Genomic DNA, 25467 nt, shown 5'->3' with positions numbered 1-25467 from the left:
TTGTCATGATTAAAAGTTTCCACCCTGTTCGCAGCCAGGGGAGGGTAATGGCGGCTGATTAGCCTGCTCAGAGTAGCTCCTTCTCGGAAATGTACGGGTCGTTATAACCAAGAGCAAGCATTATCTCGGTTTCAATAGACTCCATCTCTTCGGCTTCATCATCTTCAATATGGTCATAACCCAGTAAATGCAGGCTGCCGTGCACCACCATATGTGCCCAGTGGGCCAGCAAGGGTTTTTCCTGCTCTTTTGCTTCCTGTTCCACGACCTGGCGACAGATGACCAGATCGCCCAACAGTGCTAATTCAATACCCGCAGGGGCCTCGAAGGGAAAGGAGAGTACGTTGGTGGGTTTATCTTTGCCACGATAGGTATGGTTCAGCTGATGACTTTCTGCTTCATCCACCACGCGGACAGTCACTTCACTCTCCGCCTGAAACTGGGGCAGTACCGCCTCCAGCCAGTGACGAAAATCGGATTCTGCTGGCAGTCCTTCCGGCTGCTCACAGGCAAGCTGCAAATCGAGGATTACGCTACTCATTCTGGCTCCTGCGAGGTGGACTGCTGCATTGCCAACGCTTCACGTTTACGTTGTTCTGTCGCGGCCGCACGGCGTTTCTCATCGGCAGCTTCCCAGGCTTCATAAGCAATAACCACCCGTGCGACCACGGGATGACGTACCACGTCCTCGCTGTGGAAGAAGTTAAAGCTTAATTCTTCGACTTCAGAAAGCACTTCTATAGCGTGACGCAAACCGGATTTAAGGTTACGTGGTAAATCTGTCTGCGTAACATCGCCGGTAATAACCGCTTTGGAGTTAAAACCGATACGGGTCAGGAACATCTTCATCTGTTCAATGGTGGTATTTTGACTCTCATCAAGGATGATAAAAGCATCATTAAGCGTTCGACCGCGCATATAGGCCAGTGGGGCCACTTCGATCACGTTGCGCTCAATCAGTTTTTCCACTCGTTCAAAACCCAGCATTTCAAACAATGCGTCGTACAGTGGACGCAGGTAAGGATCGACTTTCTGGCTCAGGTCGCCTGGAAGAAAGCCCAGTTTTTCACCGGCTTCAACGGCCGGACGGGTCAGCAGGATCCGCCGTACTTCCTGACGTTCAAGCGCATCCACCGCTGCCGCGACAGCCAGATACGTTTTTCCTGTACCTGCCGGTCCGATACCAAAAGTGATGTCATGGTCGAGAATGTTTGCAACGTACTGTGCCTGGTTGGGCGTACGCGGTTTAATCACGCCACGTTTGGTTTTAATGTTTACTGCTTTGCCATATTCCGGGACGCTCTCGGCTGTTTGTTCCAGCACGCGGCTCTCTTTAATGGCCAGATGGACCTGTTCAGAATCGATATCAGCAATATTGCCCCGCATCGGTGCCGTATCGACATACAGGTTGCGAAGAATATGGGCGGCCGCATCTACAATCAGCGTCTTGCCAACCAGTTTGAACGCGTTATCGCGGCGGTTAATTTCGATCCCTAAACGACGTTCCAACTGCTTGATATTATCGTCAAACGGACCGCACAGGCTCATCAGACGTTGATTGTCAGCGGGCTCTAAGGTGATTTCGCGTGTTTCAATATTCAAACTAATCCTATGGGTCACTCAGGGCCAGGTTGAGAATGTTTTTCATTGACTTAGCGCCCGTTGCCGGAGGAAAAGCCATGAGAGAATTATTTACGGCAGTGTGCTAATTCACAAGCACAGAAAATGATATTTGGGTGCGGTCTGGATAAAGCAAGGGCAATTTACTGTTTTGCCGCGGCGAACCTGCGAGATCCGCCGCAGAACACAGGCTCAGGGTTGGAAAGTACCGACGCCCAGCTCGTTTTCCTTACGTGTACGCGCAATCACCGAAGCCGGGGTTTCAATCATGCGCAGGCCCATTTTATCCTCGGTGAGGATCACTTTGCCTCGCAGCGAATTGGTGTAAACATCCACGATCTCCACATCGACGAATTTGCCGATCATTTCTGGTGTACCTTCAAAGTTCACCACGCGGTTGTTTTCTGTACGGCCAGACAGTTCCATGACATTTTTACGTGAAGTACCTTCCACCAGGATACGCTGTACGGTGCCCAGCATCCGGCGGCTCCACGCCATTGCCTGTTGGTTGATACGGTCTTGCAAGATCCACAAACGCTGCTTTTTCTCCTCCTCCGATACGTCATCCGGCAGATCAGCCGCTGGCGTGCCTGGGCGGGCGGAATAGATAAAGCTGTAACTGGTGTCAAAATTGACGTCGCCAATCAGCTTCATGGTTTGCTCAAAATCCTGCTGGGTTTCACCCGGAAAACCGATAATAAAGTCTGAACTGATCTGAATGTTCGGGCGGGCGGCAATCAGTTTACGGATGATGGCTTTGTATTCCAGCGCGGTGTGGGCGCGTTTCATCAGCGTCAGGATGCGATCTGCACCGCTCTGGACTGGCAGATGCAGGAAGCTGACCAGTTCCGGCGTATCGCGGTACACGGCAATAATATCATCCGTAAATTCAATTGGATGGCTGGTCGTGAAGCGGATACGATCAATGCCGTCAATCGCTGCGACCAGGCGCAGCAGATCGGCAAATGAGCACGGATCGCCGTTATAGTCTTCCCCGCGATAGGCATTTACATTCTGCCCCAACAGGTTAACTTCCCGCACGCCCTGTTCCGCCAGTTGGGCAATTTCAAACAGAATATCGTCGCAGGGACGGCTCACTTCTTCGCCGCGGGTGTAGGGCACTACACAGAAAGTACAGTATTTATTGCACCCTTCCATAATTGAGACGAAGGCGCTGGGGCCATCTGCGCGTGGTTCCGGCAAACGGTCAAATTTTTCAATTTCAGGGAAGCTGATATCCACCACCGGGCTTTTGGAGCCGCGCACGGTGTTGATCATCTCCGGTAACCGGTGCAGCGTCTGTGGGCCAAACACAATATCGACAAAGTTTGCCCGCTGACGAATATGATCGCCTTCCTGTGAAGCAACGCATCCTCCCACGCCAATAATGACATCGGGATTGGCTTGCTTGAGCGTTCTCCAGCGTCCCAACTGATGGAACACTTTTTCCTGTGCCTTCTCACGAATGGAGCAGGTATTAAGCAGCAGAACGTCAGCTTCTTCTGCCACATCGGTCAGGGTAAACCCGTGGGTGCTGTTCAACAGGTCAGCCATCTTGGATGAGTCGTACTCATTCATCTGACAGCCCCAGGTTTTAATATGCAGTTTTTTGGTCATCTGGTTGCCATTAATCATGCAGAAGTGAGTTCAGGGCGCGTATTGTAATGCTTTGCTGGGGTTGTGACCAGCATACGCGGCTTTTCAAACTGGCCCGCAAAATTCCGGTACACTAAGGGGAACAGAATAAGCCCTTTGAGATGCCGGGAGAAGGGGACCAGATGTCCACAGGACGGGAAAATGATAACTGAGACAACACAGTGTTGGGACGTTGCCGTGGTCGGCGGCGGAATGGTCGGCGCGGCGCTGGCCAGCGGGCTTGCAGCGCGAGGATTCAGTGTGGTGGTGCTTGAGCAGGAGCCGCCCGCCGATTTTGATGAGAAAAGTGCACCGGACATAAGAATTTCCGCCATTGGTGCGGCTTCGGTGGATTTGCTCAAACGTCTGCAAGTCTGGCCACTGGTTCAGGCGATGCGCTGTGCACCTTACCGTAAGCTGGAAACCTGGGAGTGGCAGCGTGCAAAGGTGGCATTTGACGCGCAGTCGCTGGGTTTGTCGGCGCTGGGATATATGGTGGAGAACAGTGTGCTAAAGCTGGCGCTATGGCAGCGGCTTGCACAGCAGGAAGTCAGACTGATTTCACCCACGAAACTGAAAGGGTTGCAGTCGGTTAACGGGGGATGGCAGCTGACATTGGACAACGGTCAGATCCTTCACACCCGGCTGGTGGTGGGGGCAGATGGCGCCAACTCGCAGGTCCGTCAGCTGGCGGGCATTGGCATTCGGGGGTGGCAATATGCGCAGTCCTGTATGTTAATCAGCGTGCGTAGGGAAGACGATGCCGGGGACTGTACGTGGCAACAGTTTACGCCAGACGGACCGCGCGCATTTTTACCGCTGTTCGACCGCTGGGCATCGCTGGTCTGGTATGACAGCCCGTCGCGTATCCGCCAGTTGCAGGCGATGAATATGGCTCAGTTGCAGCAGGAGATTGTGGCGCATTTTCCTCACCGCGCAGGAAAAGTTACGCCGGTGGCTGCCGGCGCTTTTCCGCTGACTCGCCGCCACGCCAGCCGCTATGTGTTACCTGGGCTGGCTCTGGTGGGGGATGCAGCCCATACGATCAATCCTCTGGCCGGGCAGGGGGTGAATCTGGGCTATCGTGATGTGGATGCATTGATCGAAACGTTGTCGGCGTCACGGGAGCGGGCAGAAGCGTGGTATTCAGAAAATGTGTTGTTGCGTTACCAGCGTCAACGGCTGAAAGATAATCTGTTAATGCAAAGCGGCATGGACCTGTTTTATTTCGCTTTCAGCACTTCCGTTGCGCCTGTTCGTCTGGTGCGCAATGTGGGGCTAATGATGGCTGAACGCTCCGGGGTACTGAAACGGCAGGCTTTACGTTATGCGCTGGGTCTGAAGAAGGGATAGTCTGAGGGGTGACATCAGGATGAAAACAGAGCGGTTGCCAACACCGGGCTGATTTATCATTGATCCGAAAAGCCCGCGATAGTGAACTGAGCTGAAAGGCGGCCACATGTTGCTGCCTTATTGCCATCGTCAGCGGATGTCTGCTGCTGTTGAGCATGAAACCTAAAAAAGCCCGCTCTCTGGCGGGCTTTTACTGATTGGCTGGGGTGCAGGGATTCGAACCCCGGAATGCTGGTATCAGAAACCAGAGCCTTACCACTTGGCGACACCCCAATAATGCTGTTGCGATTTATTCTGCAAATCGTCTTAATGTCTGGCTGGGGTACGAGGATTCGAACCTCGGAATGCCGGAATCAGAATCCGGTGCCTTACCGCTTGGCGATACCCCAATAAATTTGGTGGCTACTACGGGAATCGAACCTGTGACCCCAGCATTATGAGTGCTGTGCTCTAACCAGCTGAGCTAAGTAGCCAGATTTTCTGCTGCAAGACGTAATCTTTTTCCCTGAGGAAAAAATGGCTGGGGTACCTGGATTCGAACCAGGGAATGCCGGTATCAAAAACCGGTGCCTTACCGCTTGGCGATACCCCATCCGTGCAAACCGTTTATGGAAATGGTGCGGGAGGCGAGACTTGAACTCGCACACCTTGCGGCGCCAGAACCTAAATCTGGTGCGTCTACCAATTTCGCCACTCCCGCAAAAAAGATGGTGGCTACGACGGGAATCGAACCTGTGACCCCAGCATTATGAGTGCTGTGCTCTAACCAGCTGAGCTACGTAGCCATCTTTTTTTCGCGTTACCTTCAACGGCGTTGCGGGGCGCATTATGCGGAGTTGACCTGGAAGCGTCAACAAATTTTTTCCTGTTTTTGCCCGGAACCGATTCGTTTGTCTGGCTTATAACCAGCCTGGTGATTAAACCACCAGTCAGCGGTTTTTTTTCATCCTTTTACGGTTGCTGAGCGGACGCATTAACAAATGCACTCGATCGGTTTGCCCTTTATTTTGTCGTGGCGTTGAGGGAATGATGACATGCTGTGGCGTCACATGAAGTTCATGCAATGATGCACAAAGGCCCGGGAAGAGGGCGACAGAAAGAGGAGTATTGATCAGAAAAAAAGGTTACCCCATGAAATGAGGTAACCTGAAACGCTGGATTTATTTTACCGCATAGGCTGACTGATGCACGCCAACAGCACGCCCTGACGGATCGTCCATCGTTTTGAATGCTTCGTCCCACTCGATGGCTTTGGCCGATGAACAGGCTACGGAAGGGCCGCCCGGTACACATTCTGCGGCGCTGGCAAGCGGGAACAGCTGTTCGAAAATATCACGGTACAGATAGCCTTCTTTTGAGGTTGGCGTATTGTACGGGAAGCGGAAATGAGCGGTCTGTAACTGCCGATCGCTTACCTGCTTCGCAGCGACTTCTTTCAACGTGTCAATCCAGCTATAGCCGACGCCATCGGAGAACTGCTCTTTCTGACGCCATGCAACACTCTCAGGCAGATAAGAGGAGAAACACTCGCGAAGAATGTGTTTTTCCATTTTACCGTTGGCACCACACATCTTATCCGCCGGGTTGATTCTCATCGCCACATCAAGGAACTTCTTATCGAGGAAGGGAACGCGGGCCTCGACACCCCAGGCAGACATCGCTTTGTTCGCCCGGGCACAGTCGAACATATGCAGTGCCAGCAGTTTGCGAACGTTCTCTTGGTGAAACTCTCTGGCATTTGGCGCTTTATGGAAGTAGAGGTAGCCGCCAAATACTTCATCAGCACCTTCGCCTGATAACACCATTTTGATACCCATTGCCTTGATCTTACGGGACATCAAATACATTGGTGTGGATGCCCGGATGGTGGTGACATCATAAGTTTCAATGTGATAGATAACATCACGGATAGCATCAAGGCCTTCCTGCACCGTAAAGTGGATCTCGTGGTGCACGGTACCCAGATGATCGGCAACGGATTTAGCGGCTTTCAGGTCAGGAGAGCCTTCCAGACCAACAGCGAAGGAGTGAAGCTGCGGCCACCACGCTTCGCTCTTATCCTGATCTTCAATACGTTTGGCGGCAAACTTTTTAGTGACTGCCGAAATAATGGAGGAATCCAGCCCACCGGAAAGTAAAACACCGTAAGGCACGTCTGACATCAGGTGGCTTTTGACGGATTCTTCCAGCGCATCTTTCAGTGCTGCCGCATCCGTTACATTGTGCTCAACGGCATCATAACTGAACCAGTCACGCTGCCAGTAGCGATGGACTTCGCCGTCGGTGCTGGACATATAACTTCCCGGTGGGAATTCTTTTAGCGTCTTACATACCGGTACCAGCGCTTTCATTTCGGAAGCGACAAACAGGTTGCCATGTTCATCATTACCCATGTACAGCGGAATAATGCCAATATGGTCACGGCCAATCAGCCAGGTGTTCTTTTCGGTGTCATAAAGGATAAAGGCGAACATCCCCTGCAAATCATCAAGGAAGTCCACGCCTTTTTCCTGATACAACGCGAGGATAACCTCACAGTCAGATTCAGTCTGGAACTGATAGCGGTCGCTCAGTTTGGCGCGCAGCGCCTGGTGGTTATAAATTTCACCGTTGACGGCCAGAACATGGGTGTGGGTGGCATTGTAGAGAGGCTGTGCACCGTTGTTGACGTCGACAATCGATAAACGTTCGTGAGCCAGAATCGCGTGATCATCGGCATAAATACCGGACCAGTCCGGGCCACGATGGCGCATCAGACGGGAAAGCTCCAGCGCTTTCTTACGCAGTTCAACAGGATCGCTTTTAAGATCCAATACTCCAAATACAGAACACATAGTTAACTCCCTGACGGCATCCCTGAACGGTGATGGTGATAAAGTGAATATGACTGACGAAGGGTTCGCCTGATGCATAAGAAAATGCGCTATCTTGCCCTGTTGATGCAAGTCATTTAGCTTTTTTATGAGAAATAGTCTGTCTTCAACCCTTAAGTGTTGATGTTTATTCAATGAATAAGGGTGAAAATTGCATAAAATGCATTTTTCTGCCTGATACGGGTGAAAAATAACCGATGACAACAGGGCTTGCCCGGCGGAGTGGCCGGGCCGGGTTCAGATGATGTCAATATCTGCGACGGAGGGAAAAATCCAGCTGGGGCGGAAGGGCATTGCATCCACATCACTGAGTGTTGAAACGCCAGACAGCACCAGAATCGTTTCCAGCCCGGCTTGAAAACCGGCCAGGATGTCGGTGCGCAGATTGTCACCGACAATCACCGTCTCTTCTGAATGCGCCTGCATTTTGTTCAGCGCGGCCCGGATGATCCACGGGCTGGGTTTGCCGACGTAGAAAGGTTTCCGTCCCGAAATCGTCTCGATCCCTGCACAGAGCGCACCACAGGCTGGCACGAATCCACGCGCGTGGGTATCAGGATTGGTGGCAATAAAGCGCGCGCCGTTGGCAACAAAAAAAGCGGCTTTATGCATCATTTCCCAGTTGTAAGAGCGTGTTTCACCCACGATCACAAAATCAGGATTGATATCGGTAATGGTAAAACCCGCTTTGTACATCTCATGGATTAATGCCCCTTCTCCCACCACATAGGCTTTTTTGCCCTCCTGACGCCGCAGGAAATCGGCCGTTGCCATCGCGGAGGTGTAAAAAACACTGTCTGGCAGCTCAATACCGGCAGAAGCAAAACGATTGGCAAGGTCGGGGGCGGTTTGTGAAGGATAGTTGGTCAGCACGACCAGCGGCATTTCCTTTGCCATTATGCGTTGCAGAAACTCTTTGGCTCCCGGCACCGCGGTATTGTCATGCATCAGTACACCGTCGATGTCGCAAATCACATTTTTGATAGTCATTATTTCACCGTCCGTGCGGGTTAATGCGCTCATTAACTCTCTAATAAGTGTTGTAATAAGACCCCATTAAGCATGGCGCGTTTTACCAGCGCAAAGGCACCAATAGCAGAACGGTGATCGATTTCTGAACGCACCACCGGCAAATTAGTGCGGAAGGACTTCAGCGTCTGAGTGTTGATACAGCCTTCAATCGCTGGCAGCAGGATCTTCTCTGCTTCAATAATTTCTCCTGCAATGACCACTTTTTGTGGGTTAAACAGGTTAATCGCAATCGCAATGGCTTTACCCAAATGACGGCCAACATGTTCAATCACTTCTACTGCCAGTGCATCCCCGCGATTAGCCGCTTTGCAGATCTCCGACATTTGACACGTCTCCGGCGTCAGTGAGCTTTGGTGGCCTTGCTTTAACAGATTGCTGACGCGGTTTTCGATAGCGGTGTTAGCGGCAATCGTTTCCAGACAGCCGAAATTACCACAGTGACAGCGTTCTCCCAGCGGATCGACCTGAATATGCCCCAGTTCACCTACATTACCGTTACTGCCGAGGAAAACCTGACCATTGGCGATGATCCCGGCACCCGTCCCGCGATGAACACGCACCAGAATGGAGTCTGAACAATCGCGGGATGCGCCAAAGTAGTGCTCTGCCAACGCCAGGCTACGGATATCATGGCCGACAAAGCTGGTGACGTTAAAACGCTTTTGCAATCTGGCGACCAGTGGCCAGTGATTAACCTGAATATGCGGCATATAGCGAATGACACCACTGTTCGGGTCCACCAGACCCGGAAGTATGACCGAAATGGCGATCAGTTCACGCAGCTTGCGCTGGTGCAACGCACAAAAGTCAGCAATGGCATCAAACAGGGCGTTTTCCAGCGTATCCTGTGACGCTTCCGGCAGTGGATAATCTTCCTGTGCAAGCGATTTGCCGCTGAGATCAAACAGCGTCAGGGTGGCATCACTGCGCCCCAGGCGTATGCCGACAGTATTGAAGCCACGGGTTTCGGTAACGATGGAGATAGCGCGACGACCACCTGTTGACGCCTGCTGATCCACTTCTTTTATCAGTCCTCGCTCAATCAGCTGGCGGGTAATTTTGGTGACACTGGCGGGGGCGAGCTGGCTGTGCTCCGCAATCTGTATGCGCGATATTGGACCCTGTTGGTCAATCAACCGATACACGGCTGCGCTGTTGAGCTGCTTAACTAAATCGACATTTCCTATTTGAGACTGGCCGCCAGTGGTCATTCAGTATCTGCTCGTGTTAGACCTCGTTACCATTAACGATGGTCTTGATTATTTTGTAGTCTCGGGTGAACACCGTCAGGTTTGCCACTTTGCCTGCTTCGACAGAACCTAATTTATGATCTACGCCGATTGCGCGGGCTGGGTAAAGCGTTGCCATTCGTAACGTTTCATCCAGGGAAATCCCTGCATGTTCGACACTGTTCGCTACAGCTTCAATCATAGTCAGGGCAGAACCACTTAGCGTGCCTTGATCGTCAACGCAAAGTCCATCGCGATAGTATATTGTTTTTCCAGCAAAAATGAACCGATCAATGGTTGCACCGGCTGGCGCGGTGGCATCGGTGACCAGGATGAGCTTGTCCCCTTTAATGCGTTTGGCATTACGGATATTAGCGTAATGAACATGAAAGCCATCGGCAATAATGCCGCACCAGACATTGGGCGAATCGAACAACGCACCGATCAGTCCCGGCTCGCGGCCGCTAGTGGCGGGCATGGCGTTATACAAATGTGTTGCGAAGCTGACGCCAGCAGCAATGCCACGACGAGCCTCATCGTAGGTAGCATGCGAGTGTCCGGCGGAAATGACAATACCGGCATTGTGCAGCTGGCGGATAACCGTGCTGTCGACCTGCTCAGGTGCCAGCGTGATTTTACTGATAACGTCGGCATTCTCACAAAGGAAATTGACCAGTGCCGGCTCCGGGGTGCGGATCACTGCGGGGTTGTGCGTTCCGGGTTTACGCGGACTCAGCCAGGGACCTTCAAGATGCAGGCCCAACGCCTGATTGTTATTCTGGGCCAGATAAGCCCGCATTACTTCAACCGCATGCTTCATCATTTCATCGCTGCTGGTAATCAGCGTTGGCAAAAAGCTGGTGCAGCCGGACCTTTCATTGGCTTTTTGCATGACCGTCATGGTTTCAGTGCTGATGGCAGCAAGATCGTCATTAAACTGCACGCCACCACAGCCATTCAACTGTAAATCGATAAAGCCGGGAGCGATCAGCGCACCATTGACATCGTGCGTTGGCACGTTGGCGGGCAGGTCAGCTGATTTACAAACGCTGTCGATCAGACTGCCTGCAATCACAACAGCATGGTTATCAAGGATTTCATGGCCGGTGTAGATTCGGCCATTGGTTAAAGCATACATAGTGTTCTCCCGGCATTATCTGCTTCCTGGTGGTTGGCAATATACTGATAAATCAAATGTTTTTCATGTTTTCCGCTTCCATTTCGCGGAAGTATTTTACGGTTTTCACTTTCAGTTCCATGGTGGAGGGTTCATCACAGACCACGACAGATTTGGCATGCAATTGCAGACAGCTGATTGTCCACATATGGTTCACGTTCCCTTCCACCGCAGCCTGTAGCGCTTGCGCTTTTACATGACCGGTGACCAGAATCATCACCTCTTCTGCATCCAGCAGTGTACCGACGCCGACGGTGAGAGCATATTTGGGCACCTGTTCGACATCACCATCAAAAAAGCGTGAGTTTGCCACGCGGGTGTCATGCGTCAGGGTTTTAATCCGGGTGCGTGAGGCCAGTGAAGAAGCGGGCTCATTAAATGCAATATGGCCATCATTGCCCACACCGCCCATAAACAGGTTAATTTTACCGTAGCTGCGGATCTTCTCTTCGTACTGGCGACATTCTGCGTCAATATCGCTGGCATTTCCATTAAGAAGATTAATATTTTCGTGTTGAATATCAATATGATCGAAAAAGTTACGGTACATAAAGCTGTGATAGCTTTCCGGGTGCTCTTTTGGCAGACCAACATATTCATCCATGTTGAAGGTCACAACATGCCGGAAGCTAACCTGGCCTGCTTTATGCATTGAAACAAGATGTTTGTAGGCCTCCAGCGGGGTGCCTCCGGTGGGTAATCCCAGAACAAATGGGCGCTCTGCTGAAGGTGCAAAGGCGTTAATGCGGTTTACGATATGGCGCGCGGCCCATTTCCCGACCTGTGTCGTGCTGTTCAGAGGAATAAGTCTCATGTATGACCTCACTTTAAGCTAAATTTAAAAGAATCTGACAAAGCCCTGCGGTGATGATTAAGCCTGGCTTGTTATCTGCGGTGAGAAAATCCGTGCTATTTTTTCGAATCATAAAATAAGTTTGCTTCGGTGACCACAATTTAGCGGGTGAAATGTACTTTTTTAATGATAAAAATCACATAAACAGCGCTTTTAATTTGCAGTGAAAATTAATTTTTTTCTACACTCGGCATATTGGTTTTAGCTCATCCATAAACAGTTTACCGTTACAACAATACTATGCGGTTACAGGTACCTTAATGTGCCTCGCAGGGGGAAAGGGAACATGCTAAGTTATTTACAAAAAGTAGGGCGGGCGCTTATGGTGCCGGTTGCGACGTTACCGGCAGCCGCTATCCTGATGGGGATTGGTTACTGGCTTGATCCTGATGCCTGGGGGGCAGGTAATGCTCTTGCGGCACTTTTACTTAAATCCGGTTCCGCTATCATTGAGCACATGTCGGTTCTGTTTGCTATTGGCATCGCTTATGGTATGTCGAAAGACAAAGATGGTGCTGCGGCCTTAACCGGTTTCGTCGGTTTTTTGGTGGTGACCACACTCTGTTCTCCCGCCGCGGTTGCCATGATCCAAAAAATTCCTGTCGATCAGGTGCCTGCCGCCTTTGGAAAAATTGAAAACCAGTTTGTCGGTATAATGGTGGGGATTATTTCGGCAGAAATGTACAACCGTTTCAGTCATGTGGAACTCCCTAAAGCGCTGTCTTTCTTTAGCGGGCGTCGCCTGGTGCCTATCCTTGTTTCCTTCGTGATGATCCTGATCGCCTTTATTCTGATGTATGTCTGGCCGTTGATCTTTGGTGGTCTGGTCAGTTTTGGTGAACAGATACAAAAACTAGGCTCTGCCGGTGCGGGGGTCTATGCTTTTTTCAACCGTTTACTGATCCCGGTTGGTCTGCATCATGCGTTGAACTCTGTGTTCTGGTTTGATGTGGCCGGAATTAATGATATCCCTAACTTCCTTGGCGGCGCACAGTCACTGGAAAGTGGCAAAGCGGTGCTGGGCATCACCGGGCGTTATCAGGCTGGTTTCTACCCAATTATGATGTTTGGTCTTCCAGGAGCTGCGCTGGCTATTTACCAGTGCGCACATCCTGAGAATCGTGCCAAAGTGGGTGGAATTATGCTGGCTGCTGCGTTTGCCGCTTTCTTTACGGGCATTACTGAGCCGCTTGAATTCTCCTTTATGTTCGTCGCACCAGTGCTTTATTTCATCCATGCGGTGCTGACGGGTATTTCCGTCTTTATTGCGGCAAGCATGCACTGGATTTCAGGTTTTGGCTTCAGCGCCGGGCTGGTTGATATGGCACTTCAGAGCCGTAATCCACTGGCTACCCATTGGTATATGCTGATCCCTCAGGGCCTGGTCTTCTTTGTTATCTACTATGTGGTTTTCCGTTTCACTATCAAAAAATTCAATCTGCTGACGCCGGGCCGTGAACTGGCGGTGGATGGCGATGAAAGCGATGGCTACGATGCCGACGTCGACAGCCAGCATCATAATGAATCTCAGACGGAGACACTGGCACGTCGCTATGTTTCGGCCGTTGGTGGCTCAGAAAACCTCACCGGTATTGATGCCTGTATTACCCGTCTTCGTCTCAGCGTTCGGGATAGCGGTGCCGTCAATGAATCTGTCGCCCGCCGCCTTGGGGCTTCTGGAGTGATTCGTCTGAATAAAGAAAGTGTGCAAATCATTGTCGGTACGCAGGCAGAAACGATCGCCTCTGCGATGAAAACCGTTCTGGCAAAAGGTCCTGTTGCCGCGACCTCGGTATCGCCTGCGGTGCCAGTGACAGCGCCATCAACGACTAACGGCAGGACAGCGGCAGATACCATTTTGACTACCCTGGTTGCACCGGTTAGTGGTGAGGTGGTTGCTCTGGAGCAGGTTCCTGACGACGCTTTTGCCTCTAAAGCGGTGGGAGACGGGCTGGCAATCAAGCCAACCAGCAATATTGTGGTTTCTCCTGCAAACGGCACCGTGATGAAAATTTTCAACACCAACCACGCTTTCTGCCTTGAAACGGACAAGGGGCTTGAGGTGGTGGTACATATGGGTCTGGATACGGTAGCGCTGGATGGTAAAGGTTTCTCCCGCCTGGTTGAGGAGGGAACGGTTGTTACCACAGGACAGCCGGTGCTGGAGATGGACCTGGATTTCCTGAATGTCAATGCCCGTTCAATGATAAGCCCGGTGGTGGTCAGTAATATCGACGAGTTCAATGGTATTACGCTGCTGGCCGACGAAAAGGTTGTTGCCGGAGAAAGCCCACTCTTTGGGATTAAAGGCTGAAGGCGATTAACGTGTAATTTAAAGGGTGGGAAGCGATTTCCGCCCTTTTTTATTGGATTCCAGTAACAAACGGTTGTTTCCCTTAGCGGCTTTGTGGATCATACACCGTAATTTCGCGCACTATACCCGTTATACTTCAAGTTGCAGGTGCGTTGGCTGCGTTCAGTCACCTGAGTCACTCACCGCAGTAAGCTCATCGTGATTCCTTCACTTGCCGCCTTCCTGAAACTCGACGTGTTCAGGGTATTATTTACCATAGTATTACTGAGGAAATTAAGATGAGTGAGGCTGAAGCCCGCCCAAGTAACTTTATTCGTCAGATCATCGACGAAGATTTGGCATCCGGTAAGCATAACAGTGTACACACACGCTTTCCGCCGGAGCCAAATGGTTATCTGCACATTGGCCATGCCAAATCTATCTGCCTCAATTTTGGTATTGCACAGGATTACCAGGGACAGTGCAATCTGCGTTTCGATGACACGAATCCGGTGAAGGAAGATCTGGAATTTGTCGAATCAATTAAGCATGACGTGGAGTGGCTTGGCTTCAGCTGGGCGGGGAAGGTTCGTTATTCCTCTGATTATTTTGATCAGCTGCATCATTACGCCATTGAATTGATCAACAAAGGGCTGGCCTATGTTGATCAACTCACGCCGGAGCAGATTAGGGAATACCGCGGTACCTTGACTTCGCCAGGCAAACACAGTCCATATCGCGATCGCAGCGTGGATGACAATCTGGCGTTGTTTGAGAAAATGCGCAACGGTGAATTCGCTGAAGGCACGGCATGTCTGCGCGCTAAAATTGATATGGCATCCAGTTTTATCGTTATGCGCGATCCGGTGTTATATCGCATCAAGTTTGCCAGCCATCACCAGACGGGCAACAAGTGGTGCATCTATCCTATGTATGACTTTACTCACTGTATTTCCGATGCGCTGGAAGGGATCACCCATTCCCTGTGTACGCTGGAGTTCCAGGACAATCGTCGCCTGTATGACTGGGTACTGGATAATATTTCTATCCCGGCACATCCAAGACAGTACGAATTCTCCCGGCTGAATCTGGAATATGCCATCATGTCCAAGCGTAAGCTGAACATGCTGGTAACAGAAAAAGTCGTTGAAGGCTGGGATGATCCCAGAATGTTGACGGTTTCAGGTCTGCGTCGTCGCGGCTATACCGCGGCATCGGTTCGTGAATTCTGCCGTCGTATTGGCGTGACCAAACAGGACAATATTGTCGAGATGGCATCGCTTGAGTCCTGTATTCGTGACGATCTGAATGAAAACGCGCCGCGTGCGATGGCGGTTCTCGATCCGGTTAAGCTTGTCATCGAAAATTTGCCATCGAATCACGAAGAGATCCTGACCATGCCGAATCATCCGAACAAACCGGAAATGGGCATGCGTGAGGTGCCTTTCAGCCGCGAGATCTATATCGATCGTGCTGATTTTCGCGAAGAGGCCAACAAGCAGTACAAGCGGCTGGTACTGGGTAAAGAAGTGCGTCTGCGTAATGCCTACGTGATTAAAGCTGAGCGTGTGGCGAAGGATGAAGAGGGCAACATTACCTGCCTGTTCTGTACCTGCGATGTGGCAACACTGAGTAAAGATCCTGCCGACGGACGTAAAGTAAAAGGAGTTATTCACTGGGTGTCCGCCGTACATGCGCGTCCGGCAGAATTCCGCCTGTACGATCGTCTTTTCAGCGTGGCAAATCCTGGGGCGGCAGAGGATTTCCTCGCCACGGTCAACCCTGAGTCACTGGTTATCCGCCAGGGCTTTGTTGAACCGGGTTTACAGCAGGCACAGCCTTCCAGCCCGTATCAGTTTGAGCGTGAGGGCTATTTCTGTGCTGACAGCCGTTACTCTGCACCACACCAGTTGGTTTTTAACCGCACCGTTGGATTACGTGATACCTGGGCTAAATCGGGCGAGTAATTCTGCATATTAACTACCCTACGCAGCCTTCTGGCTGCGTTTTTTTTTGCGGCCGTGAGTCGAATCGCTGATTTTTTGAAATCTGTTGGCAAAACAGCACGACACCGTGTGCTACTTTTTGAACCGCGCTGGCCGGGTATCGATGCTGTTTTATTGCAAAAAATAATATGCGGTGCGGTTTGGCATTCATTAAAAAGAGTTGAATGATAGTTAACACTCGCCTTTAAGGACGGTTTCATCTGCTATTTTGCTATCATGGCAGGCAATACCTGCGGACCGCGTATGTCTTCTCTGCAAGCGACTGTCGCTGGCGTGTCAGCCGGAGGGCATTCTTTCGATATACGTATTTATGCTATTTACTCCACTCTGACAAGAAAACTGCATTTTATTCTGGATATCCCAGGGCCACAGCTCTGGAAGTAAATGTATATTCGTTATTAATTTCTGCCAAAAAGAGATAAACGATCTGTGTAAATAATTGCATGTCGTTTGCTGAGTGAATCTGATATTTTAGCAAATCACTGCTAATGCTTATTTCTGGTTGGTACTATCATCAGCGGCGTGAGCTGTATTAGTATGCTTTATTTTTTACTGATAAATATAGCTTCTGTAAACTTTCTTTGTTGTTTTTTAGCATTCAGGATAGGTAATTTATTCATTTTTATAATTTCACGTTAATGGCTGCATAACATCCCGCATGGATATGTGTTCTGAGTCATGATTTTATCGCATGAAATGCACTATTAATTGATAATTCGCGTCGCGAAAAATATCATTGATTCAGAGCTTATTCTGTCATTAATACTAATTTTTTATTGGTAACAACATTCTATTAACTGAAATATATCTTTTTGGAAGAGAGGCTGATTTATGTCAGGGATTTTTACTGAAAAAAAACCTTTAGTGCTTACTGTTGCAATTCTTTCCGCCATTAGCGGGGGGGGTTATTTTCCGCAAGCATCGGCCGCTGGTTTTATTGACGACTCATCCCTGACGGGGGGGATCTATTACTGGCAGCGCGATCGCGATCGTAAGAATCTTGATACAGACAGCGAGCAATACCGACGCTATGAGCAAAATTTACATCACGCAACGCTTAACGCTAATCTTGATTTTTCGTCCGGTTATATCGCTGACTTTATCGGGCTGGATTTAGGGGCATTCAGTGCCGTTGAATTATCCGGTACGGGGCCTGCGGCACCCAATGAGATTGGTTTCAGTAATGCAAAAGGGCGCTGGGGAGAAAAGTGGGATGGCGATACCAGTGGTGTAAGTCTGTATAAGGCAGCTGTAAAATTTAAGTATGATAATTATTGGTTACGCGGTGGCTATTTACAACCAACCGGACAAAGTTTATTGGCCCCACAATGGAGTTTTCTGCCCGGAACGTACCGCGGTGTTGAAGTTGGTGCCGTTTATGATTTTTATGATGCCGGTGAACTGTCGCTTTCTTATATGTGGACGGACGAATATAAATCACCCTGGTATCGCAACATGTACAACTTTCGTAAAGCTGATGGTGTAACCGGCATCAACTATCTTCATTCCATCGGAGCGAAATACGACTTTAAAAATAATCTGGTCCTGGAAGGTGCATTTGGTCAGGCTGCTGATTATATGGATCAGTACTTCACAAAAGTTTCTTATGCTTTCCCGGTTGCCGGAAATAACCTGAAAACCAGCTGGCAGTTTTACGGTGCGAAGGATAAAGAAAGCGGGGGGGCCTCTAATGTTAATGATGTTTACGACGGTCTCGCCTGGCTACAGGCTCTGACATTTGGCTACAGTTCCGGCCCGTTTGACTTCCGTCTGGAGGGCACCTGGGTTAAAGCCGAGGGTAATCAGGGGTTCTTCCTGCAACGTATGACGCCGGGTTATGCCACCTCTAATGGTCGGCTGGATGTGTGGTGGGATTCCCGTTCAGACTTCAACGCGAACGGTGAAAAAGCGCTTTTTGCTGGCGTGATGTATGACCTCAAAAACTGGCAGCTTCCCGGCTGGACGATCGGAACCTCTTATGCATATGGCTGGGACGCCAGGCCCTCCACCAACCCTACATATGATCAGGATCAGCGCCTGCGTGAGTCAGCGTGGAATGTTGATTTGCTCTATACCATTCAGGAAGGCGTGGCCAAAGGCACCTTATTTAAACTGCACTATACCCGTTATCACAACCACTCCGATCTCCCAAGCTGGAGTGGTGGTTATCACAACGTATTCCAGGATGAAAAGGACGTGAAGTTTATGGTGATCGCACCATTTACCGTTTTTGAGCACGCGAAATAAACGCAAGTGCTGAGGGGGGATAACCCGAAAGAAATTTCTGTTTCCCGCTATCGCCATATGACTGCCTGGCGTATGTGCACAAAAAATGTCGTTCAGTCGCGAGAGTCAATTTCGCTGAGGACGACCAGCATTATGTGGCTGCTGAACATAAGGGCGGTGGTGAGGGTATGGCAACAGAATCCGCTAAGTTGCAGCCCCCCACCGAGCAAAATGACAACAAACAGATAAGGATAAGAGAATGAAAAAATGTAAAGCACGTCTTCTGGCTGCTGCATTACTCTCCGTGCTGGCTGGCAGTAACGCGATGGCTAATCAGCAGATTGTTGACCAAATGAGTCAGTTTGGCGTGAAGTATAAAGTGACGGATAACCATGCCGCTCACAATGGTGTTGACTGTGCGGCATTGGGGGCAGACTGGGCATCCTGCAACCGGGCAACCATAACCCTCACCAACCCTGGACCAGCCATCACCAGCAAGGACTGGGCGATTTATATGTCTAACGTCCATGAAGCTCTGAAGGTTGAAAGCGATCAATTCCGCCTGGTGTCTGTGGTGGGGGATTTGGCCCGGCTTGAGCCAACAGAGAAGTTTACCGGTTTCGCAGCCGGTGAGTCGGTGGAAATCCCGATAATTCTTGAATACTGGCAGCTATTTATCACGGATGTTATGCCGCGCTGGTATGTGACGTCGGGCGACTCGACGCCCAAAATTATCAAAAGTACGGATACTGAAGATCTCACGAGTTTTGTGGCGCCTTTTGGTGAACAATGGAAACGAACTCCTGACGATCAAAATGTGTTAATGGTGCCTGCCAGCCGTTTCGATAAGAACAGCGATGTGCAACAGTTACCTGCATCTGCCCTGCGTGGTCAGATTGTTCCCACGCCGATGCAGGTAGAGGTGCTGGCAGAGGATGCCGATCTGTCGCAAGGCGTGACGCTGGATCTTGCCAGCCTGCCCGCGGAAAAAGCAGAAGCGGTAAGACAGCGTTTTCAGCTGTTAGGCGTGCAGGAAAAAACCAAAGGCTATGGCATTGCTACTCGTATTGACGCTGAAGCGTTTAAAGATGAACAGGTAATTTCGGGTGCTTATCATCTGGTGATCGACAAAGACCGTGCTGAAGTGGTTGGATACGATCAGCAGGGGGTTTTTTACGGCCTGCAATCGATTATTTCCCTGATTCCTGCCGATGGCAGTGCCAAAATTGCCACGCTTAATGCCAGTGATGCTCCACGTTTTGCCTACCGTGGTGTCTTCCTTGATGTGGCCCGCAATTTCCACAGCAAGGCAGCGGTAATGCGTATGCTGGATCAGCTGGCCTCATGGAAAATTAACGTTTTCCACTTCCATCTCAGCGACGATGAAGGCTGGCGAATAGAGATCCCGGGCCTGCCGGAATTAACCGACGTGGGGGGGAAACGTTGCCACGATCTAAGTGAACAGCGTTGTTTGTTGCCACAACTTGGCTCCGGGCCGGAAAGTGACAATACGGGTTCCGGCTATTTCAGTCGTCACGACTATATTGATATTGTCAAATATGCAGCGGCACGCGGTATTGACGTGATACCGGAGATCGATATGCCCGCTCATGCCCGTGCTGCCGTTATCTCAATGGAGGCGCGTTATCATCGGCTGATGAAAGAGGGCAAAACGGCTGAAGCCTCGGAATACCGACTTGTCGACCCTACCGATGATTCCAATACGACCTCAGTACAGCTATACGATCGCACCAGCTATCTCAACCCATGCCTGGCGTCTTCCCTGCGTTTTACCGATAAGGTGATGAGTGAAATTCAGTCCATGCATCGTGAAGCCGGGCAGCCGATTAAAACATGGCATTTTGGTGGTGATGAGGCCAAAAATATTCGTTTAGGTACAGGGTATTCCGATAAGAATAACCCTGTTGCCGGAACCGGCCTGCTTGATATGAGTAAGCAGGATAAGCCCTGGGCAAAATCTCAGGTGTGCCAGAAAATGGTCAAAGAGGGAAAAGTGGAAGACCTTGAGCATCTGCCCAGCTACTTTGCGCAACAGGTCAGCCAACAGGTAAAAGATCATGGCATCGGCAGAATGCAGGCCTGGCAGGATGGCCTGAAAGACGCTGAGAATGCAAAAGTATTTGCCACTGAACGGATGGGAGTCAACTTCTGGGATACGCTGTTCTGGGGTGGTTTTGATTCTGCCAATGACTGGGCCAATAAAGGCTACGAAGTGGTGGTTTCCAGCCCGGATTACGTCTACATGGATTTCCCCTATGAGGTAAATACACTTGAGCGCGGCTACTACTGGGGTACACGCTTCAGCGATGAGCGCAAGATGTTTGGCTTCGCGCCCGATAATTTGCCGCAGAATGCTGAAACTTCGGTAGATCGCGATGGTAAAACCTTCACCGCCAAATCAGATAAGGCCTGGCCAGGCGCTTACGGCCTGTCTGCCCAGCTCTGGAGTGAAACCGTACGCACCGACCAGCAGATGGAATATATGATTTTCCCACGCATGTTGTCAGTGGCTGAACGTGCATGGCACCGTGCAGCCTGGGAGCAGGATTATCAGGCGGGTAAAGAATATATCGGAGGGGAAACCCACCATGTTGACCAGCAGGCATTGCTGAAAGACTGGCAGCGTTTTGCCAACCTGCTGGGTCAGCGTGAGCTGTCTAAACTTGATAAAACCGGTATTCAATACCGCCTGCCAGTGCCTGGTGCAAGGGTGGTTGATGGCAAACTTGAAGCCAATATTGCGCTACCGGGTTTGGCTATTGAGTACAGTGTGGATATGGGCAAAAGCTGGCAGCAATATGATGCCAGCACGCAGCCAGCGGTAACAGGGGAGGTGATGGTTCGCTCGGTCAGCCCGGATGGAAAACGCGTTAGCCGGGCTGAGATGCTCTGATGTTACAGGCCCGCCTGATGCGGGCCTGTTTCAATTTAGCGGAGCGGATACCATCGTGCCGTGGTTTTTTTACTTATCGCATTTTTGGACGGGGTGGCAGGCGCTTTTCAAATCCCCACCCTGAGCCTTTATCTTTCAACGGAGTTAAATGCCAGCCTTGCGGCTGTCGGTCGTTGTCATGCAGTTAATGCAGCCATTGGGATTGGTGTCAGAACGCTTTCCGATCGCCTTAAAGTACGGCGTCATTTACTGATGTTTTGTTACCTGATGGTTGTTTTAAACAGTCTGGCGTTTGCCTCAGCCGCCATTATTTATTTTTACTGACGGCGGGCGCGTTTATGGTCGCTAATGCTGGCATGCCACAACTCTTTGCTCTGGCCCGCGAATATTGCGTGAGGCCAATGTTTAATGCACTGATGCGCGCACAATCATCACTGGCGTGGGTGCTGGGGCCACCCGTGGCTTTTGGCGTTACGGCGGCGGCTGGCTTTACCACAATGTACCCGGCTAGCACCGGGATTTTCACCGTGACAAAAAGAAATTTCATTCGCCAGCTGAAGCAAAAAACCATTTTCAGAGAAGGCGGCTTTGATCGCGCCTCACACGGGCGTACTAAAACCCTAAAATCCAAACACAGCAAGGCATAGCAAAAAACGGCTGATAACCATGCTGACAGAATATGGTTTTTAGTTAGCAATAAAAAACCGGTGAAAGACACCGGTTCTTGACACGTGAAAGCAGAATCAGTCGTCGTGCAGTGTTTCGTCTTCCCGGCAGTCGCCGGTGGTGCAGTGACCATAAAGGTAAAGACTGTGATTGCTTAACTTTATTCCGTGACGCGAAGCGATATCACGCTGGCGGGATTCAATAGATTCATCACTGAACTCGATAACTTTGCCGCAGTCCAGGCAGATAAGATGATCGTGATGATGCTGCTGGGTAAGTTCAAAAACGGATTTGCCACCTTCAAAGTTGTGGCGTGTCACGATCCCCGCATCATCGAACTGATTCAGAACGCGGTAGACCGTTGCCAGTCCAATTTCTTCGCCCATGTCAATCAGGCGTTTGTACAAATCTTCCGCACTGACGTGATGGCACTGTGGTTCCTGAAGCACTTCCAGAATTTTCAATCGTGGAAGCGTGACTTTCAGGCCGGCCTTCTTTAATGCGGTGTTATTGTCAGTCATGCGGATATTGTCCTGTTACTTGCTAGTCACTAATTGGCTGAAAAACCATGAACATCGGCCTAAAAAACCAAGCTACTCAGTATAAAACTGATGCACTAAAATGAAAACCACCGGAAAGTGAGTTACAAACGCCCAGGGAGGTAAGAAAAGTCATTACATCCGGGAAAGCAACTGCCCAATATATGGGGGGCTGCATTTTGAACTGTCTCTCCATTATTGCTTTTCTGGCAGCATTCCTGAAAGAACGATATGGCCGATAGCGGTATTGTACAGTGTTGCAGGTGAAAGTTAAAAAAATGTTCCTATTGCATCGACAGGAAAAACCATGCACCTTGCAGGTGATTAACGCACCCGCAGGCGACAGGCTCAGGCTTCAAGGATCTCTTTGAGCTGCAATTCTTCGTAAATCTGTTTGACCCACTTTTCGGTGCGCTCATTGGTCAGTTCAGGTTGACGATCTTCATCAATCGCGAGACCGAGGAAGTGAGTCTCGTCCGCCAGCCCTTTGGACGCTTCAAAATGATAGCCTTCGGTTGGCCAGTGGCCGACGAGCACCGCGCCGTTTGGCTCAATGATATCGCGGATGGTGCCCATCGCGTCACAGAAATATTCTGCATAGTCTTCCTGATCGCCACAGCCGAACAGCGCCACCAGCTTGCCATTAAAGTCAATTTCTTCCAGCGTGGGGAAAAAATCGTCCCAGTCACACTGCGCTTCGCCGTAGTACCAGGTTGGAATACCCAGCAGCAAAATATCAAAGGCCTCAAGATCTTCTTTGCTGCTTTTGGCGATATCATGAACCTCCGCAACTTCTTTACCCAGCTGCTTCTGGATCATTTTAGCAATATTTTCCGTATTGCCTGTATCGCTGCCAAAGAAAATACCTACGATTGCCATGAGTTTAATAACCTCTTGAAACTTATGTAAGGAAACGGCCGATCTGAAAATCTTAGCGGCAATGATAACAGACCCTATCGGGTGGATAAATGAAGAATACTCCCGCATTTGTCGCTTTGTGCTCTGTATTTGTTAACCCGACAGCATCAGGTGTCTGTCAGTTTAAGCTCTGAACTGGCCAGCTGCGCCATGATCATTTCTTCTATCAGTTCGCTACGGCTGATATTGCGCTCTTCCGCCAGCCGGTTGAGCGCGTCCACGGCATCGCTGTTCATTTTTAGTTCCACGCGCCGCAGCCCGAGGACTTTATCACGCTTAAGCTGATTGCGTTTGTTGATACGCAACTGTTCACCACGCGCCAGTGGATTGGTTTTAGGTCGACCAGGACGACGCTCATTCGCGAACAGATCGATCGTGGTGCGGTCCGTGTTTTCTTTTGCCATAGAGTCGTGATACTGAAGGGCTGGGGTTCTGATGGATTGAGGCTGCAATGCCGTGTGGGGTTTCATTCACCGGCAAAATGTAAGCGCGCCATCATACCGCAGTGAAAGTCATCACGACAATCATTTAGTCTTATCAGCAACTATTTGTTTTCACTGTGCGAAAAAACGTCGAATTGCGCGCAAAACAGCATCAGGCTTTTCAGCATGTACCCAATGTCCGGCGCCGGCAATCACATGGGCACGAGCCTGTGGAAACTGTTTCAGCAGTGCAGCGCGGTAGTGGTCAGCAAGATACGGCGAACGTTCTCCCCGGATAAACAGCGTTGGGCCATGCCACGCGGGTTGCGGCTGCCAGTCAATCAATTGATTATACTCAGCCAACAAAACCGGGACGTTAAAACGCCATTCACCATCGTGAAAGGACTTGAGCAGAAATTGAATTACGCCTTCTTCTTTTATTGTCTGACGCATCAGCGCTGCGGCTTCACTACGTAATGCCACCGAGGCCTCGCTTACGGTGTTGAGTGCCGCAAAGACGGCGTCGTGATGGCGCTCAGTGTAGGCAACCGGCGCCATATCAATCACCACTAATTGTGCTACGCGTTGGGGGGCTAAGGCGGTCATCGACATGGCGATTTTACCCCCCATCGAATGGCCGATAACCACACACTGGCCGACACCCAGACTGTCGAGGGTCTCAATGACATCACGCGCCATTACCGTGTAGTGCATGTCAGGGGAGCGTGGCGACAGCCCATGATTGCGGACATCAACCATGATAATCTGCCGCTCCTCCTTCAGCCCTCTGGCCAATACGGCAAGGTTATCAAGGCTACCAAACAGGCCGTGGATCAGCACCACCGGCAGGCCAGCGTTTTCAGATTGTTCAGATTGCGAGCGGACATTCAATTTCATGGCAAAGTTCTTTCAGTGTAAAAGAAGGGTTAGGCTATCATGGAATCACTGCTTCCTGTCGGGTGAGCAGATTATTGATGGCCTTTCTTTTGCGGCATTATCTGACTTTTACTGGCATTAAGTGCTGGTGCTACACCCCGGCAGGATTTAACTTTATAATCCTCGTGTTAGGGCAGGATTTTTTAAGCGCATGTCGGTTACTTTTTATATGCATGGCGCAATCCGGCTCTTATAGGCAACAATTGTACTGGATCAAGATGAAAACTATCGACGTTGACGAAGAGCTTTACCGTTATATTGCCAGCCACACTCAGCATATTGGTGAGAGCGCCTCTGACATTTTACGCCGTATGCTTAAATTTACTGCCGGACAGGATACACCGACAGACAGGGCGATGGCGTCATCTTCTGCGGCGGCGGTGGCAGAGGCCACGGCAGACAACAGAGTGTCCCGACCACAGGATCGGGTTCGGGCCGTCCGTGAACTGTTGCTGTCAGATGAATATGCTGAACAGAAGAAAGCGATTAACCGGTTTATGTTGATTCTCTCGACCTTATATCGTCTGGACCCCAGTGCTTTTGGTGCCGCAACCGAGTCTTTACTGGGCCGCACTCGCGTCTATTTTGCTGGTAATCAACAGACTCTGGTACAAAATGGCACCCATACCAAGCCACAGCATATTCCGGGCACGCCGTACTGGGTGATCACTAATACCAACACAGGTCGCAAACGTAGCATGATCGAACACATCATGCTGTCAATGCAGTTCCCCACGGAGCTGACTGACAAAGTTTGCGGCACCCTCTAACTGAT

At 50.4% G+C, this 25467-nt stretch carries 19 protein-coding genes and 6 tRNA genes; 7 read left to right on the top strand and 18 right to left on the bottom strand.

Annotated elements, in window-relative coordinates; translation table 11 throughout:
- Window positions 1-67 precede the first annotated feature (67 nt).
- The 3 genes from ybeY to miaB form a co-directional block, all read right to left on the bottom strand.
- Window positions 68-541 (bottom strand): rRNA maturation RNase YbeY, encoded by a 474-nt coding sequence (gene ybeY / locus EB241_RS14370; RefSeq protein WP_124233813.1) that lies wholly within the window; start codon window positions 539-541, stop codon window positions 68-70.
- A complete protein-coding gene (locus EB241_RS14365; protein ID WP_124233812.1) occupies window positions 538-1602 on the bottom strand; it encodes a PhoH family protein in 1065 nt (354 codons plus the stop codon). The genes ybeY and EB241_RS14365 overlap by 4 nt, the downstream gene beginning before the upstream one ends.
- 210 nt (window positions 1603-1812) lie before the next feature.
- Window positions 1813-3237: a tRNA (N6-isopentenyl adenosine(37)-C2)-methylthiotransferase MiaB gene (gene miaB / locus EB241_RS14360; protein ID WP_124233811.1), complete on the bottom strand. Its 1425-nt coding sequence runs from the start codon at window positions 3235-3237 to the stop codon at window positions 1813-1815.
- A gap of 180 nt (window positions 3238-3417) precedes the next feature.
- Between miaB and ubiF the strand changes: the two genes are divergently transcribed.
- Window positions 3418-4608 carry a 3-demethoxyubiquinol 3-hydroxylase gene (gene ubiF, locus EB241_RS14355; protein WP_199737365.1) on the top strand — a complete coding sequence of 397 codons (1191 nt, stop codon included), beginning with the start codon at window positions 3418-3420 and terminating at the stop codon, window positions 4606-4608.
- Between the two features lie 198 nt (window positions 4609-4806).
- Here the strand turns inward: ubiF and EB241_RS14350 are convergent.
- The 11 genes from EB241_RS14350 to nagB form a co-directional block, all read right to left on the bottom strand.
- Window positions 4807-4881, bottom strand: a tRNA-Gln gene (locus EB241_RS14350).
- 41 nt (window positions 4882-4922) lie between these two features.
- Window positions 4923-4997 (bottom strand) — tRNA-Gln (locus tag EB241_RS14345).
- Window positions 4998-5004: 7 nt separating this feature from the next.
- Window positions 5005-5081 (bottom strand) — tRNA-Met (locus tag EB241_RS14340).
- A gap of 44 nt (window positions 5082-5125) precedes the next feature.
- A tRNA-Gln gene (locus tag EB241_RS14335) sits at window positions 5126-5200 on the bottom strand.
- A gap of 23 nt (window positions 5201-5223) precedes the next feature.
- Window positions 5224-5308, bottom strand: a tRNA-Leu gene (locus tag EB241_RS14330).
- 8 nt (window positions 5309-5316) lie between these two features.
- Window positions 5317-5393, bottom strand: a tRNA-Met gene (locus tag EB241_RS14325).
- A 375-nt stretch (window positions 5394-5768) separates the two neighbouring features.
- The gene (asnB, locus tag EB241_RS14320; protein WP_124233810.1) at window positions 5769-7442 is read right to left on the bottom strand and encodes an asparagine synthase B; all 1674 of its coding nucleotides are present in this window, start codon (window positions 7440-7442) and stop codon (window positions 5769-5771) included.
- 276 nt (window positions 7443-7718) lie between these two features.
- Window positions 7719-8471, bottom strand: a complete 753-nt coding sequence (locus EB241_RS14315; RefSeq protein ID WP_124233809.1) for an HAD-IIA family hydrolase — start codon at window positions 8469-8471, stop codon at window positions 7719-7721.
- A gap of 32 nt (window positions 8472-8503) precedes the next feature.
- Window positions 8504-9724, bottom strand: coding sequence for a DNA-binding transcriptional regulator NagC (nagC, locus tag EB241_RS14310; protein ID WP_124233808.1), 1221 nt, complete (start codon window positions 9722-9724; stop codon window positions 8504-8506).
- A 16-nt stretch (window positions 9725-9740) separates the two neighbouring features.
- Window positions 9741-10880 (bottom strand): N-acetylglucosamine-6-phosphate deacetylase, encoded by a 1140-nt coding sequence (nagA, locus tag EB241_RS14305; RefSeq protein WP_124233807.1) that lies wholly within the window; start codon window positions 10878-10880, stop codon window positions 9741-9743.
- A gap of 52 nt (window positions 10881-10932) precedes the next feature.
- Window positions 10933-11733, bottom strand: coding sequence for a glucosamine-6-phosphate deaminase (nagB, locus tag EB241_RS14300; protein WP_124233806.1), 801 nt, complete (start codon window positions 11731-11733; stop codon window positions 10933-10935).
- Between the two features lie 325 nt (window positions 11734-12058).
- Here nagB and nagE point away from each other — a divergent pair, with 325 nt between their 5' ends.
- From nagE to EB241_RS14270, 5 genes are all read left to right on the top strand, one after another.
- On the top strand, window positions 12059-14086 hold the full coding sequence (gene nagE, locus EB241_RS14295; RefSeq protein ID WP_124233805.1) for an N-acetylglucosamine-specific PTS transporter subunit IIBC: 2028 nt from the start codon (window positions 12059-12061) through the stop codon (window positions 14084-14086).
- Between the two features lie 278 nt (window positions 14087-14364).
- Window positions 14365-16032 (top strand): glutamine--tRNA ligase, encoded by a 1668-nt coding sequence (glnS, locus tag EB241_RS14285; RefSeq protein WP_124233804.1) that lies wholly within the window; start codon window positions 14365-14367, stop codon window positions 16030-16032.
- Window positions 16033-16902: 870 nt separating this feature from the next.
- On the top strand, window positions 16903-18318 hold the full coding sequence (chiP, locus tag EB241_RS14280; protein ID WP_124233803.1) for a chitoporin ChiP: 1416 nt from the start codon (window positions 16903-16905) through the stop codon (window positions 18316-18318).
- A gap of 238 nt (window positions 18319-18556) precedes the next feature.
- Window positions 18557-21211 carry a beta-N-acetylhexosaminidase gene (locus EB241_RS14275; protein ID WP_124233802.1) on the top strand — a complete coding sequence of 885 codons (2655 nt, stop codon included), beginning with the start codon at window positions 18557-18559 and terminating at the stop codon, window positions 21209-21211.
- A gap of 338 nt (window positions 21212-21549) precedes the next feature.
- Window positions 21550-21858 carry a hypothetical protein gene (locus tag EB241_RS14270; RefSeq protein ID WP_124233801.1) on the top strand — a complete coding sequence of 103 codons (309 nt, stop codon included), beginning with the start codon at window positions 21550-21552 and terminating at the stop codon, window positions 21856-21858.
- Between the two features lie 96 nt (window positions 21859-21954).
- Here EB241_RS14270 and fur read toward each other — a convergent pair whose 3' ends face one another.
- The 4 genes from fur to ybfF all read right to left on the bottom strand — a co-directional run bounded on the left by fur (window position 21955) and on the right by ybfF (window position 24653).
- Window positions 21955-22398, bottom strand: coding sequence for a ferric iron uptake transcriptional regulator (gene fur / locus EB241_RS14265; protein ID WP_124233800.1), 444 nt, complete (start codon window positions 22396-22398; stop codon window positions 21955-21957).
- Window positions 22399-22764: 366 nt separating this feature from the next.
- Window positions 22765-23295, bottom strand: a complete 531-nt coding sequence (gene fldA, locus EB241_RS14260) for a flavodoxin FldA (protein ID WP_124233799.1) — start codon at window positions 23293-23295, stop codon at window positions 22765-22767.
- A gap of 146 nt (window positions 23296-23441) precedes the next feature.
- A complete protein-coding gene (gene ybfE, locus EB241_RS14255) occupies window positions 23442-23738 on the bottom strand; it encodes a LexA regulated protein (RefSeq protein ID WP_124233798.1) in 297 nt (98 codons plus the stop codon).
- A gap of 150 nt (window positions 23739-23888) precedes the next feature.
- A complete protein-coding gene (ybfF, locus tag EB241_RS14250) occupies window positions 23889-24653 on the bottom strand; it encodes an esterase (protein WP_124233797.1) in 765 nt (254 codons plus the stop codon).
- A 257-nt stretch (window positions 24654-24910) separates the two neighbouring features.
- On the opposite strand from ybfF, the gene seqA reads away from it, so the two are divergent.
- A complete protein-coding gene (gene seqA, locus EB241_RS14245) occupies window positions 24911-25462 on the top strand; it encodes a replication initiation negative regulator SeqA (protein WP_124233796.1) in 552 nt (183 codons plus the stop codon).
- The last annotated feature ends 5 nt before the right edge of the window (window positions 25463-25467 follow it).

The organism is Erwinia psidii, from assembly GCF_003846135.1.
GTDB lineage: Bacteria > Pseudomonadota > Gammaproteobacteria > Enterobacterales > Enterobacteriaceae > Erwinia > Erwinia psidii.
Note: the sequence above shows the minus strand (reverse complement) of the source record. Positions and strands in the feature narration are given on the sequence as shown.

Bases quoted from the DNA above. Each gene is read 5' to 3' on its own strand.
- ybeY (WP_124233813.1), bottom strand. From the start codon at position 541: ATGAGTAGCGTAATCCTCGATTTGCAGCTTGCCTGTGAGCAGCCGGAA.
- miaB (WP_124233811.1), bottom strand. From the start codon at position 3,237: ATGACCAAAAAACTGCATATTAAAACCTGGGGCTGTCAGATGAATGAG.
- ubiF (WP_199737365.1), top strand. From the start codon at position 3,418: ATGATAACTGAGACAACACAGTGTTGGGACGTTGCCGTGGTCGGCGGC.
- asnB (WP_124233810.1), bottom strand. From the start codon at position 7,442: ATGTGTTCTGTATTTGGAGTATTGGATCTTAAAAGCGATCCTGTTGAA.
- EB241_RS14315 (WP_124233809.1), bottom strand. From the start codon at position 8,471: ATGACTATCAAAAATGTGATTTGCGACATCGACGGTGTACTGATGCAT.
- nagC (WP_124233808.1), bottom strand. From the start codon at position 9,724: ATGACCACTGGCGGCCAGTCTCAAATAGGAAATGTCGATTTAGTTAAG.
- nagA (WP_124233807.1), bottom strand. From the start codon at position 10,880: ATGTATGCTTTAACCAATGGCCGAATCTACACCGGCCATGAAATCCTT.
- nagB (WP_124233806.1), bottom strand. From the start codon at position 11,733: ATGAGACTTATTCCTCTGAACAGCACGACACAGGTCGGGAAATGGGCC.
- nagE (WP_124233805.1), top strand. From the start codon at position 12,059: ATGCTAAGTTATTTACAAAAAGTAGGGCGGGCGCTTATGGTGCCGGTT.
- glnS (WP_124233804.1), top strand. From the start codon at position 14,365: ATGAGTGAGGCTGAAGCCCGCCCAAGTAACTTTATTCGTCAGATCATC.
- chiP (WP_124233803.1), top strand. From the start codon at position 16,903: ATGTCAGGGATTTTTACTGAAAAAAAACCTTTAGTGCTTACTGTTGCA.
- EB241_RS14275 (WP_124233802.1), top strand. From the start codon at position 18,557: ATGAAAAAATGTAAAGCACGTCTTCTGGCTGCTGCATTACTCTCCGTG.
- EB241_RS14270 (WP_124233801.1), top strand. From the start codon at position 21,550: ATGGTCGCTAATGCTGGCATGCCACAACTCTTTGCTCTGGCCCGCGAA.
- fur (WP_124233800.1), bottom strand. From the start codon at position 22,398: ATGACTGACAATAACACCGCATTAAAGAAGGCCGGCCTGAAAGTCACG.
- fldA (WP_124233799.1), bottom strand. From the start codon at position 23,295: ATGGCAATCGTAGGTATTTTCTTTGGCAGCGATACAGGCAATACGGAA.
- ybfE (WP_124233798.1), bottom strand. From the start codon at position 23,738: ATGGCAAAAGAAAACACGGACCGCACCACGATCGATCTGTTCGCGAAT.
- ybfF (WP_124233797.1), bottom strand. From the start codon at position 24,653: ATGAAATTGAATGTCCGCTCGCAATCTGAACAATCTGAAAACGCTGGC.
- seqA (WP_124233796.1), top strand. From the start codon at position 24,911: ATGAAAACTATCGACGTTGACGAAGAGCTTTACCGTTATATTGCCAGC.